Below are 12,558 nucleotides of genomic sequence, written 5' to 3'. Positions count from 1 at the left end.
GCGGCCCCACTGAGGGAACGTATCTTCAGCGGGGCCGCAGCCCGGGCGGGGTCATCTGGTAGCCCCTGGCGATGAGCTGGGGCAGGTACGAGCCCAGTGCCTGGACGCTCTGTGTCCGGTTGCCACCCGCGTCGTGCGAGAGCACGATCACCCCGGGGGCGGCCCCTTTGAGCACCCGCGAGACGATCGTCGAGGTGCCCGGCTCGGTCCAGTCCAGGGAGTCCACGGTCCAGGCGAGCGGCTCCATGCCGAGTTCCGCGCCGATCTCGAAGGCGGCCCGGTTCCACGCCCCGTACGGCGCCCGGAACCACTGCGGCGCCTCCCCCGTGGCCTGTTGTACGACCTCGCTCGTGCGGCCGATCTCGGAGGCGAGGTCGGGCCGGGTGAGCTTCGGGATGAGCGGGTGCGTCCAGGTGTGGTTGCCGATGACGTGGCCCTCGGCGGCCATCCGCCGGAGCAGGTCCCGGTTGTCGGTGGCCATCTCCCCGCAGACGAAGAACATGGCGCGGACCCCGTACCGGGCCAGGGTGTCCAGGATGCCGGGGGTGTAGCGGGGGTCGGGCCCGTCGTCGAAGGTGAGCACCATCCGGCTGCCGACGGGCGGGGCGCCGGGCGCGCCCGAGAGTTCCAGGATGGGCCGGGTGCGGACGGCGGGCGTGGCCGGGTGGTGACGGGGCGGGGCGTCCGCGGTCATCGGGCTCAGCCGGTACGCCGACGGGGGCCGGCCCTGGCCCGTGAGCGCGGGGGATCCGGCCGCGCCGGCTCCCGGGCCGGGGGCTCCCGCGCCGCCCGCCGGGCGGGGCGCGCTCGGCGATCCGGGCGGGGTGTCCTCGCCCTCGCCGAGGAGGCCGGAGGCCGCGACGGTGATTCCGAGGAGGGCGGCGGTCCGCAGGAGCACGCGCCGCCCTACTGTCGGCTCGTCAGTTTTCATTACTACTACGTATCAACGCGACCGCCGCGCGGACCCTGGGGCGCGGACGCGCCGCGGCCCCCTCACCCGATCAGCCGCCGCGGGCGGCGCCGGGGGCCGAGGCCCCCGGCGCCGTCAGGTCCGGCGCACCAGCGGGAACGGAAGCGTCTCGCGGATCGTCAGACCGGTGAGGAACATGACGAGCCGGTCCACCCCGATGCCCAGCCCGCCCGTCGGGGGCATGGCGTACTCCAGCGCGTCCAGGAAGTCGTTGTCGATCTCCATCGCCTCCGGGTCGCCGCCCGCCGCCAGCAGCGACTGGGCGGTGAGCCGCCGCCGCTGTTCGACGGGGTCGGTCAGCTCCGAGTAGGCCGTGCCCAGCTCGGTGCCGAAGGCGACCAGGTCCCAGCGTTCGGCGAGCCGGGGGTCCTTGCGGTGCTGGCGGGTCAGCGGTGAGACGTCCGTCGGGAAGTCCTTGTAGAAAGTGGGGAGCTTGGTCCGCTCCTCCACCAGCCGCTCGTACATCTCCAGCACCACGTCACCGCGGGTGTTCTCGGGGGTGTGCGGCACCCCGGCCCGGTCGCAGTGGCGGCGCAGCGCCGCTTCCCCGATGTCCGCGTCGACTTCCTCGCCGAGGGCCTCGCTGATCGCCCCGTACATCGTCTTGACCGGCCAGGCACCGGAGATGTCGTGGACGGCGAGCTTCCCGTCGGGCCCTGCCTTGTGCGCGATCGGGGAGCCGAAGGCGGCGGTCGCGGCGCCCTGGATCAGCTCCCGGGTCAGGTCGAGCATCACGTCGTAGTCCGCGAAGGCCTGGTAGGCCTCCAGCATCGTGAACTCGGGGTTGTGCTTGTAGGAGACCCCTTCGTTGCGGAAGGTGCGGCCCATCTCGAAGACCTTCTCCATGCCTCCGACGCACAGCCGCTTGAGGTACAGCTCGGGCGCGATCCGCAGGTAGAGGTCCATGTCGTAGGCGTTGATGTGGGTGCGGAAGGGGCGGGCGTTGGCGCCGCCGTGGATCTGCTGGAGCATCGGGGTCTCGACCTCCAGGTAGCCGCGGTCGAGCAGCCCCTGGCGCAGCGCCTGCACCGCGCTGGAGCGGGCCCGTACGACCTCGCGGGCCTCCGGGCTGGCCACCAGGTCGAGGTAGCGCCGCCGGACCCGGGCCTCGGGGTCGGCCAGGCCCTTGCGCTTGTCGGGCAGGGGGCGCAGGCATTTCCCGGTGAGCTGCCAGGACCCGACCACGACGGAGAGCTCACCGGTCCTGCTGCTGCCGATCTCCCCGCTGGCGACGACGTGGTCGCCGAAGTCCACCTGCGTGGTGAAATCGCCCAGCACGTCGGTTCCGGCCTCGTCGCGCGTGAACATCAGCTGTACGTCCCCGGTCCAGTCGCGCAGCACGGCGAAGACCACGCCACCGAGGTCGCGTACGACCATCACGCGTCCGGCGACGGTGGCCTGCTCCCCGGTCCGCGCGCCGGGCGGGTAGCCGGGGTGGGCGGCGCGCAGCTGGGCCACGGTGTGGGTGCGCGGGCGGATGCCGACGGGGTAGGGGTCGGTGCCGCTCGCGCGGATCCGCTCCAGCTTGCGGTGGCGGACCCGGACCTGTTCGGGCAGCCGCTCGGCGGTTCCGGGGGCGTCCTCGCCGACGGCGTGGAGGTTGAGGGAGTCCATGGAGGGCAGGTGTGCGGTGTTGGCGGGGGGCGTGGCGCCCTTGGCGTGGCCGTTGCCCCACAGGGTGCGCAGGCTCGGTACGGAGACGAAGCCCTCGGCGATGCCGGAGGCGAGGCTGACCCGGGCGAGCGAGCCCGCGTCCTGGTAGCACAGGAAGCGCGGGTACCACTCGGGCCCGTACTTGACGTTGGACCGGTACAGGGCTTCCAGCTGCCACCACTTGGAGAAGAAGAGCAGCAGCTTGCGCCACAGCTTCAGGACGGGGCCGGCCCCGATCCGGCCGCCCTCCTCGAAGGCCGAGCGGAAGACGGCGAAGTTGAGGGAGATCCGGCGCACCGCGAGCCGGGGGGCGGCGGCGCACAGTTCGGCGACCATGAACTCCATGACCCCGTTGGGGGCGGCCCGGTCGCGGCGCATCAGGTCGAGCGAGATGCCGTCCTTGCCCCAGGGCACGAAGGACAGCAGGGCGATCAGTTCGCCCTGGCCGTCGAAGGCCTCGACGAGCAGGCAGTCCCCGTCGGCGGCGTCCCCGAGCCGGTCCAGGGCCATGGAGAAGCCGCGTTCGGTCTCGGTGTCGCGCCATGTGTCGGCTCGGTCGACGATCCGCCGCATCTCCTCCTCGGTGAGGGCGGAGTGGCGGCGGATGACGGTGGTGGCGCCGGTGCGCCGGACCCGGTTGACGGCCTGCCGGGTGACGCGCATGTCGCGGCCGTCGAGGTCGAAGTGCGCGATGTGCAGGATCGCCTCGTCGCCGAGCTGGAGGGCGCTCAGGCCGGAACGGGCGAAGGCGGTCGCGCCTTCCTCGGAGGCGCCCATGACGGCGGGCTGCCAGCCGAAGCGCCGGGCGACGGCGAGCCAGGAGTCGATGGCGGGGGTCCAGGCGCCGGGGTCGCCGACGGGGTCGCCGCTGGCGAGGCAGACGCCCGCCTCGACGCGGTAGGTGACGGCGGCCTTGCCGTTGGGGGCGAAGACGACGGCCTTGTCGCGGCGGGTCGCGAAGTAGCCGAGGGAGTCGTTGCGGCCGTAGGCCCCGAGCAGCGCCCGGATGCGCGGTTCCTCGTCCCCGTGCAGGGCGGCGGTCATGCGCTGCGAGCGGAAGAGGGTGGAGGCGGCGTTCAGCAGGGCGACGGCGCCGAAGAGGCCGAGCAGGAAGTAGAGGGGCCGGGGCGGGTGGCCGTCGAACTGGCGGGCGGAGAAGAGTCCGCCGAAGACCTGTTTGGCGGCCCAGTCCAGCCACTGCCCCTTGGGCAGGGTGCCGGGGAAGATCGCGACGAGTCCCCAGCCGAGGAAGACGGCGACGAGCAGCCCGAGGCCGAGGACGATCATGGCCCGCCACATGGCTCCCGGCCTGGAGGCGGCGTAGAACTCCTTGCGGGCCGCGATCAGCAGCACCATGGCGGCGACGGCGATGACGCCCGAGACGATGGAGACCCAGTAGTCCCCGTCGGCCAGGATCAGTACGTCGACCAGGATGAGCAGGGCCAGATAGGTGACGACGATCCACCAGGCGACCTTCTTGCGGGCGGCGAGCGCGGCGGCCAGGAGGAAGAGGAAGACGGCGTAGGCGAGGTTCTCGCTGACCGGGACCACGAACTGGTCGAGGAAGCGGACCACGGGCCGCAGCAGCCGCCGCAGCGTCGGGGACAGCGCCAGCACGGCGCACACCAGGCCGAGCGTTCCGAAGAACGCGCCGAATCCGTCGGGCACCCGGTTCAGGAAGCGGTTCCGGGTCCCGCGGGTCTCCTCCACGGTGGCACTCATGATTCGCACTGTAGGGAGGCGCGCGCCGGTCCGCGCGCCGAACGAACTAACCTCGGTGGGGTGACAGAGCACGTGGGTACGGGATTCGAACGCGGTACGGACGGCCCGAAGGTGATTCTCGCCGGGGTCGACGGATCGGAGTCGTCGCTGCGGGCGGCGGCGTACGCGGCCGGGCTGGCCCGGCGCCAGAACGCCCTCCTGGCGCTGGTGTACGTCCAGCCGGTGATCCCCGCCGGGGCGGCCATGGGCGTGCCGGTGGCGGGGACCACCGAGGAGATCGCGGAGGGGATCGCGGCCGAGATCCAGGAATCCGCGGAACGCCTCAAGGGCATCTACGAGATGCGCTGGCAGTTCCACACCTTCCGCGGGGACCCGTACTCGGGTCTGGTCACGGCGGCCGAGGAGCTGACCGCGGACGCGGTGGTCGTCGGCGCCTCGGAGCAGGCCGGCCACCGGATCCTCGGCTCGGTGGCGGTCCGCCTGGTCAAGGCGGGCCGCTGGCCGGTGACGGTGGTTCCGTAAGGAGATCCGGTACCGGCGCCGGGGCCCTACTTCCCGATCGTCAGGCCCTCGGCGGCCGCACCCCGGCTCAGGACGGTGGTGGTGATCTGGTCGCGTACCTCGCTCAGGTCCGCCGCCTCGGCCTTGGCGGGGTCGCCGAGATCGACCGACCTGCCCTTGTCCGTGTCGTAGTAGAGCGGGACCGACTCCGCCTTGGTGACCCTCCAGCGCCGGCCCTCCGCGGCCGGGGGCGCGAACGTGAAGCGGGCCATGCTGCTCATGTTGCCCCGGAGGTCGCGGGCTCCCGTGTGGTTGAACATCTCGCCCGCGATCTGGTCGCCCATGCCGTAGACGATCCAGCTGCCGTCCACCTTCTCGTAGGCCTGCGGGATGTGGGCGTGGGTGCCGAGGATCATGTCGATGTCGGGGCGGTCACCGGTCCGGGACGCGGTGAGCGCCTTGCCGAGCGAGAGCTGGCGCTCGTCCGGCTCGGTCTGCCATTCGGTGCCCCAGTGCAGGCTGACGAGCACCACGTCCGCGCCCGCCTTCCGGGCCGCCCGGGCGTCGGCGACGATCTTCTCCTGTTCCATCAGGTTGACCGCCCACGGCTGGCCCTCGGGCATCGGGTGGTCGTTGGTGTCGTAGGTGTAGGCGAGGTGCGCGACCTTGGCCGTGCCCGCCTTGTACAGCGTGGGCCGGGCCGCCTCGGCGGCGGTGCGGGCCGAACCCGCGTGTCCCAGGCCCGCCTTGTCGAAGGCGTCAAGGGTGCGTTTCAAGCCCGCGGCGCCGTCGTCGAGGGTGTGGTTCGAGGCGGTCGAGCAGCCGTCGTACCCGGCGTCCTTGAGGGCCGCGGCCACCTGGGGCGGGGACGTGAAATCGGGGTAGCCGGTGAAGGGGCCGCCGTCCTCCCCGTAGACCGTCTCGCTGTGGCAGAGCGCCAGGTCGGCGGCGGACACCACCGGCTTGACGTCCGCGAACATCGGCTTGAAGTCGTAGTCGCCGCCGCCCGTGGCCGCGTCCCGGATGACCGACTCGTGCGGGAGCACGTCGCCGCTCGCGACCAGGGTGAAGCCCTTCTCCGGGGCTCCCGGGGCGCCCGCCGTGCGCGCGGTGCGTGCGGCGCCGGGGGTGCCCGGGGCGCCGGAGCAGCCCGCGGCGGCCCCGGCCGAGAGGAGGACGGCCGAGAGGACGGATACGGCCTGCCGCGTGCGCTTGGTCATCTGACCCGGCTCCCATTCATAGGACTATCCGATCAGTCGCATCCTCAGGGGCGGTACGCACAAGTCAAGGAACGGGTCCGGACACCGGGGCCGCACTCACCCGCCTGGCGGCGCCGGGGCCGACCGCGGCTCGGGCACCTGCCGTTCACCGCGCCGTTCGACCGTTCACCGCCGGAGGGGGCCGCCCACCGGACGGCCGGGGTGCTTGGGCGCAGCGCCGCTTCCCGCCGGTTCCCGGCGGGCCCGTCGCAGGTCAGGGTGGTCTTGTCGATCCGCACCGATCCCCGGAAGGAGCCATTCGGTGTCCCCCTCCCCCACGCTCTGCCGCACCGACCCCAAGGCGCTCGTCGAACTCCAGCGCGAACACGGCCGGGCTCTGTTCGGATTCCTTCTGGGCCTCTGCAACGGCGACGCGCAGCGCGCCGAGGACCTCGTGCAGGAGACGCTGGTCCGCGCCTGGCAGCACCCCGAGGTGCTGGAGAGCGCCCACACCTCCATCCGGCCCTGGCTGTTCACCGTCGGGCGCAGGCTCGCGATCGACGCGCGCCGGGCACGGCTCTCGCGCCCCCAGGAGGTGGAGCCGGAGGCCCTGGAACTGACCCCGGCGCACCGGGACGGCGTCTCCAGTTCGGTCACCGCGATCGACGTACGGCGGGCGGTGGGCAGCCTGGGCCCCGAGCACCGGGAGGTGCTGCTGCAGGTCTACTTCCGCGACCGGTCGGTCGCGGAGGCCGCCGAGGAGTTGGGCATACCGGCAGGAACCGTCAAGTCCCGCACGTATTACGCCCTTCGGGCTCTGCGCAAGGACCTGCAGGGGTACGGGTACGGGCTCGGCGCCTGACCCCGCGGCTGGCCGAGAACCGCTCAAGGAATGACCGGAGTGGACGCGCGACGCATCGAAATCGGCATCAGAGCGTCCAAGTTGAGTAAACATCGCCCGTCCTGCGAGCCTCTGGGGGAAGGCTCTGACCGACGGCGGGAAGCTCGACACGGGGGAGAAGGTGGAACGGTGCGGCCCGAGGGTATGAACGGCACCAGTGACGGCGGGCTAGCGGTGCCCATGGCGTGGCTCTACGCCGAGTACATCGCGGACGAACTGCTGCGCACGGGGCGGCTGATCCCGGTCAGCACACTGGAATTCCGGGCCGGGCGGGACACCCTGGCACTGACGATCTACCTCTCCGACGCGGCGGGCGAGCTGTCCGGGATCCGGGTGGTCTCACAGCTCGACGAGTGGCTCTCCCTGACGGCGTACGGCCATCCCTGGCGCGACTGGGTGCAGACCCGGTTCCTCCAACTCGGCGAGGAGGCCCGGGAGGCCGGCGAGGGTGGCGAGGGCGGCGGGGGCGAGGAACCCGACCTGGAACTGGCGCGCGACGCCTGGGCCTGGCTGGAGCGCACCGAGCTGTTCGCCACCAACCTCGATCCGGAGGGCCACGGCCACACGGACAGCCCGCCGGGGCTGGACGAGAACGCGCGGGTGTGGACCCCGGCGTGGCAACTGGGGCTGCCTCTCGGGCACTTGGCGATACACCTGTTCTGAGACCGGCGCCGCTGGTACCGCGCCGCCGGTCCGGCACCCGCGCTCCGGCGCCGTCCCCGCGGCGCCGTCACTCCGGCGGCGACTGCTCGGTGACCAGGCCGGTGAAGTCCGCCTCGTTGCGCTCGGCCCGCACGACGTACCGACGGGCGATCAGCCACATCACCGGGTACACCACGACGCCGAGCCCCACCCACACCAGCGGCCCGGCGTCGACCCGCGGCAGGGAGAACAGCAGCGGCAGCGTCCCGACCAGCGCCAGCAGCGCGGTCAGGGCGGCCAGCGCGGCCCTCAACTGGCTCCGCATCAAGGCCCGTACGTACGTGGCCCCGAGCGATGTCTGCTGGGAGATCTCCGAGCGCGCCGGGGTGTGCGCGGGCGGCCTGCCGCGCGCGCCGCGGGCCACCCCCGTGACGACCTCCCGCCGCGAAGCGGGGACTCCGGGCTGCGCCGAGGGCCGTTGGCCTTCGGGCAGGGGCGTGGGCGGGGGCGACGGGGCGGGCATGGTGGGCGCCAGTGTACGCACGGCCCGGGCGCCCCGGGGAGCTACTTGAGCAGGCGGGAGAGCCGCCGGTCGGCGAGGGGTTTGCCCTGGGTCTGACAGGTGGCGCAGTACTGGAGCGAGGAATCGGCGAAGGAGACGGAGCGCACGGTGTCCCCGCACACCGGGCACGGCTCGCCGGTCCGCCCGTGCACCCGCAGCCCGCTCTTCTTCTCGGCCTTGAGCCGCCCGGCGGCGACCCCGTGGTTCCGGGCGAGCGCCTCGCGCAGGGTGGCCAGGACGGCCTCGTACAGGTGCGTGACCTCCGCCTCGTCGAGGGAGGAGGCGAGCTTGAAGGGGGACATGCGCGCGAAGTGCAGGATCTCGTCGCTGTACGCGTTGCCGATGCCGGCGAGGACGCTCTGGTCCCGCAGGAACCCCTTGAGCTGGCGCCGCTCCCCCGCGAGCAGCGCGGCGAACTCCGCGCGCCCGAAGTCCTCCGCGAGCGGGTCGGGCCCCAGCCGGGCGATCCCGGGCACCTCCCCCGGGTCGTGGACGACGTACACGGCCAGCCGCTTCTGGGTGCCCGCCTCGGTGAGGTCGAAGCCGCCACCGTCCTGGAGTACGACGCGCAGCGCGAGCGGGCCCTTGCCACCGGGCCGGGGCGGCTGCGCGGGCAGGGCGTCGTGCCAGCGCAGCCACCCGGCCCGGGCCAGGTGGCTGACCAGGTACAGCTCGCCGATGCGCAGCGCGAGGAACTTGCCGTACCGGGCGGTGGGCCCCGCGGGCTGCCCGTCGAGGGCGGTGAGCGGCGGATCGTAGGTTTTGAGCACGCTCACGTTGAGCGGGAGGACGCGCTCCACGACCCGCCCGGTCAGCTGCTCGTCGAGGAATTCCCTGAGGGCCTCGACCTCGGGCAGTTCCGGCACCCTCCCAGGGTGCCGCGCGCTCAGCCGAACCGCGAGCTGGGCACCGGGCCGGGCGAGCCGACCCGGTCGCGGGTCCCGCCGAGCCAGCCGGGGGCCACGGCGGCGGCGTAGGCGAGGAACTCGCGGTCCGGGTCGGCCGGGGTCAGGCCGTCGCCCCCGTCCGGGGCGGGGTCGGCGGCCACGACGTCGCGGGCGACCTCCTCCTCGGGGCGCTCGTCGGCGGCCCGGTCCCCGTGCGCGGCCCAGGGCGCGACGACGTACTGGCACAGCAGCGCGCTGAAGTCGGCGCTCACCGGGGGCGGGCCGGTCCAGCAGGTCGCGTGTTCGTACAGGATCTGGCCGTCGGCGCGGGTGCGCAGGGTGGCCACGAGGCCGGGGTCGCCCGCGTTCAGGTCGTGGGCGACGACGACGGTGTCCGTGCGGGCCGGGTCGTACGGCAGGGCGGGCAGCCCGAACACGCTCGCCGCGGCGAGGCCGAGGATCCGGTCGGAGCGGCCCGGCAGCAGCGAGACGCTCGTGGGGCGCTGCCCGGTCGCCGCCAGGGCGAGCGCCAGCCGGTCCAGGCCGCGCCGGGCCAGTGCGGGGCTGTCGCCGAGGAAGGCGTAGCGGCCGGTCATCCCGGCCGCGTAGCCGTACGGGGAGAGGGTGCCCAGGAGCGCGCCGGTGAGCCCGAAGTGCCAGCCGCGCAGGTCGGCGTGGTCGAGGCCGCCCGCGGCGCGGGCCAGTTCGGCGCGGCCCAGCATGCGGCGCTGGCGGCCGTGGGCCCCGAGCCAGGTGTCGTCCTCGGGGGCGGGCAGGCGCACGGCGGCAGCGCGGGCGCCGTCGAAGTCCCCGGCGAGGAGGGTGTTGTGCACCAGGAGATAGGTCTCGGGCCAGGCGGGCAGCCGCTCGGCGCGTTCGGCGAGCAGGGTGGCGGCCTCGGCGTGTCGGTGCTCGTCCTCCAGGGCGGTGACCAGTTCGGCCAGGATCTTGCGGGATCCGGGCAGCAGCGCGAGCGCGTGACGCAGTGGGGTGACGGCGACGAAGGACACCCCGCGTTCCACGCAGGCGTAGCCGAACGCGTAGAGCGCCCCGGGGTCCCGGGGCTTCTTGGCGGCGGCCCGCGCCGCTTCGGCCAGGTCGGCGAATCCGGCGGCCTCGGCGAGTCCCCGGGTGGCCTTGGCCAGTTCGGCGGGTGAGGCGGTCCCGGCGTGGGGCCGCAGCGCCCGGACGGCTCCGGGCAGATCTCCGGCCTTCAGCGACCGGCGGACGTCGTGCGTGGCATTGGTCATCGGGGCCGATCCTGCGCCATCACCGTGACCCGCCGCAACGCACTTTGTCCCGGCGCCGCCGGTGCGGCCGGGACCGTACCCGGGCCGCCCCTCCCGGTGCGCCGCGGCCTCCCCTCCCGCCGCGCCACGAACCCTCAGGTCATCGCGCCCCAGGTCCTCAGGTCCCCACGGACTCAGGTCGGCGCGCCCTCACAGCATCACGCCCTCAGGTCATCACGAACTCGCACCACACGCACTTGCCGCTGCCCCGGGATTCCACGCCCCACCCGTCCGCCAGCCGGTCCACCAGCATCAGGCCGCGGCCCGAGACCCCCGTGTCGCCCGCATCGCGGCGGCGCGGGAGGGCGCTGGAGCGGTCCTCGACCTCGACGCGGATGCGGCGTTCGGGGCCGGTCAGGACGCGCAGGGTGACGATGGCCGGGCCGTCGGTGTGCATGAGGGCGTTCACGATCAGCTCGTCCGCGACGAGTTCGATCTCGTCGGCCCGGCCGCGGGCGCCCCAGGCGTGGACGGCCGCGCCGATCATGTGGCGGGCCGAGACCAGGGCCTCGGGGTCGCCGGGGGCCACGTGCTGCTGAAGACGGCCGCCCGCCCGCGGGGCGTCCTCGGCCTGGCGGCGCAGCAGGAGGAGCGCGATGTCGTCGTCGCCGCCGCGCTCGTCGGCGACCTCCACCAGCCGGTCGGCGAGCAGCTGGAGGTCTTGCGGGCCGCCGCGGACCATGGCGGTGAGCTGCTGGATGCCGTCGTCGAGGTCGGCGCCGGGCTGTTCGACGAGACCGTCGGTGCACAGGAGAAGCGTTTCGCCCGGGTCCAGTTCCACGGTGGTCACCGGATACTCCAGACGGCCGAACTCCGCGGAGAGCCCCAGTGGCATGCCGCCCTCCACCGGCAGCCGTCGGCAGTCCCCGTCGCGCGAGCGCAGCAGCGGGTCGAGGTGGCCCGCGCGGACCAGCTGGAGCACCCCGGTGGCCAGGTCGGCTTCCACGTAGGTGCAGGTGGCGAACCGGTCGGTGTCGAGTTCGTGGAGGAAGACCGAGGCCCGGGCCATCACGGTGGCGGGCGAGTGCCCCTCGGCGGCGTAGGCGCGGAGCACGATGCGGAGCTGGCCCATCACGGCCGCCGCGTGGGTGTCGTGCCCCTGTACGTCGCCGATGACGGCGCCGACCCGGCCGCCGGGCAGCGGGATGACGTCGTACCAGTCGCCCCCGATGTCCCGGCCCATCCGGGCGGAGCGGTAGCGCACGGCGATCTGCGCGCCGGGCACGGCGGGGATCCGGCGCGGCAGCATGGCCTGCTGGAGCCCCTCGGCGAGGTCGTGTTCCTGTTCCAGCAGCATCGCGCGCTGGAGGCTCTGGGCGATGCTGCTGCCGAGGGCGACGAGGAGGTTCCGTTCGTCCTGGGTGAAGCCGTCCTTGTCCTCGTAGAGGAGGCCGATCGCGCCGATCGGGCGGCCCTGGGCGATCAGCGGGAGGTAGGCGGCGGCCGAGATCCGCATGGAGGAGACCTTCGACCAGAGCCCCGGGTAGGAGGCGGCGAACTCGTACGCGGAGTCGATGAACCGCGGCTGGAGCGAGCGGACGACCTCGCTCATCGGGTACTGCTCGTCGACCCGCGTGTAGCGGGTGCCGGGGACGAAGCTGCCCTCGGGGCCCTCGGCGACCAGGTGGATGCGGCCCGCCTCGACCAGGCCCATCACCATGCCCATGGTGCCGAGGCGCTCCAGGCCCTGCGAGTCGCTGAGCGCGTCGATGACGTCCCGCACGGTGCGCGCGTGGGCGAGGGCGGCGGTGGTGCCCTCGACCACGGAGGTCTGGCGGCGGCGTTCCTCGTCGAGGCCGAGCCGTTCGGCCGAGTGGCTCAGCTCCTCGGTCGCGTCCCGGACGATGCCGATGATGCGGTACGGGCGCCCGTCCTCGTTCCGCATGACCCGGCCCTGGGTGTGGGTCCACCGCAGTCGGCCGTCACGGCAGCGGATCCGGAAGTAGGCGCCGTAGCTGTCCGAACCGCCCTTGAGGGCGGCGGAGACCAGCGCGTCGAGCCGGACGGCCTCGGCGGGCGGGACCCGTGGCGAGAGGGACTCGGGGCGCTCGTCGTAGTCGGCGGGGAGGGTGTCGAAGACGTTGAGGGCGGGAGCGTCCATGTGCATGAGGCCGGTGACCAGGTCCCAGTCGAAGCTGCCCATCCGGTTCAGCGAGAGCGACCGGTCCGGACGTGCGGGCCAGTCGTCCGGCAGCGATACGGTGCTCGGCACCGATCCACCATGACACACCG

The 12,558-nt window shown here is 73.5% G+C and carries 10 protein-coding genes; 3 read left to right on the top strand and 7 right to left on the bottom strand.

The features are described from left to right. Window positions 1-25: 25 nt before the first annotated feature. Both QMF80_RS18575 and lysX read right to left on the bottom strand, forming a co-directional pair. Window positions 26-931, bottom strand: a complete 906-nt coding sequence (locus tag QMF80_RS18575; protein ID WP_283454689.1) for a polysaccharide deacetylase family protein — start codon at window positions 929-931, stop codon at window positions 26-28. A 114-nt stretch (window positions 932-1,045) separates the two neighbouring features. Then, entirely contained in the window at window positions 1,046-4,345 is a 3,300-nt protein-coding gene (gene lysX, locus QMF80_RS18570) for a bifunctional lysylphosphatidylglycerol synthetase/lysine--tRNA ligase LysX (RefSeq protein ID WP_283454687.1), read from the bottom strand. Between the two features lie 60 nt (window positions 4,346-4,405). Between lysX and QMF80_RS18565 the strand changes: the two genes are divergently transcribed. After that, window positions 4,406-4,867 carry a universal stress protein gene (locus QMF80_RS18565; RefSeq protein WP_283454685.1) on the top strand — a complete coding sequence of 154 codons (462 nt, stop codon included), beginning with the start codon at window positions 4,406-4,408 and terminating at the stop codon, window positions 4,865-4,867. Between the two features lie 26 nt (window positions 4,868-4,893). Here the strand turns inward: QMF80_RS18565 and QMF80_RS18560 are convergent, their stop codons facing one another. Next, window positions 4,894-6,066, bottom strand: a complete 1,173-nt coding sequence (locus QMF80_RS18560; protein ID WP_283454683.1) for a CapA family protein — start codon at window positions 6,064-6,066, stop codon at window positions 4,894-4,896. Window positions 6,067-6,367: 301 nt separating this feature from the next. On the opposite strand from QMF80_RS18560, the gene QMF80_RS18555 reads away from it, so the two are divergent. Further along, window positions 6,368-6,907, top strand: coding sequence for a sigma-70 family RNA polymerase sigma factor (locus QMF80_RS18555; protein ID WP_283454682.1), 540 nt, complete (start codon window positions 6,368-6,370; stop codon window positions 6,905-6,907). Window positions 6,908-7,090: 183 nt separating this feature from the next. Next, window positions 7,091-7,609 carry a hypothetical protein gene (locus QMF80_RS18550; protein ID WP_283454681.1) on the top strand — a complete coding sequence of 173 codons (519 nt, stop codon included), beginning with the start codon at window positions 7,091-7,093 and terminating at the stop codon, window positions 7,607-7,609. A 67-nt stretch (window positions 7,610-7,676) separates the two neighbouring features. Here the strand turns inward: QMF80_RS18550 and QMF80_RS18545 are convergent, their stop codons facing one another. The 4 genes from QMF80_RS18545 to QMF80_RS18530 form a co-directional block, all read right to left on the bottom strand. Next, window positions 7,677-8,012: a hypothetical protein gene (locus tag QMF80_RS18545; protein WP_283454722.1), complete on the bottom strand. Its 336-nt coding sequence runs from the start codon at window positions 8,010-8,012 to the stop codon at window positions 7,677-7,679. Window positions 8,013-8,152: 140 nt separating this feature from the next. Continuing rightward, window positions 8,153-9,016: an Fpg/Nei family DNA glycosylase gene (locus tag QMF80_RS18540; protein WP_283454679.1), complete on the bottom strand. Its 864-nt coding sequence runs from the start codon at window positions 9,014-9,016 to the stop codon at window positions 8,153-8,155. A gap of 20 nt (window positions 9,017-9,036) precedes the next feature. Then, window positions 9,037-10,287 carry a hypothetical protein gene (locus QMF80_RS18535; protein WP_283454677.1) on the bottom strand — a complete coding sequence of 417 codons (1,251 nt, stop codon included), beginning with the start codon at window positions 10,285-10,287 and terminating at the stop codon, window positions 9,037-9,039. 205 nt (window positions 10,288-10,492) lie between these two features. Continuing rightward, entirely contained in the window at window positions 10,493-12,556 is a 2,064-nt protein-coding gene (locus tag QMF80_RS18530; RefSeq protein WP_283454676.1) for a SpoIIE family protein phosphatase, read from the bottom strand. Window positions 12,557-12,558 lie beyond the last annotated feature (2 nt).

The organism is Streptomyces sp. G-G2 (assembly GCF_030063135.1).
Lineage (GTDB): Bacteria > Actinomycetota > Actinomycetes > Streptomycetales > Streptomycetaceae > Streptomyces.
This window is presented reverse-complemented; position numbering and strand designations above follow the sequence as displayed.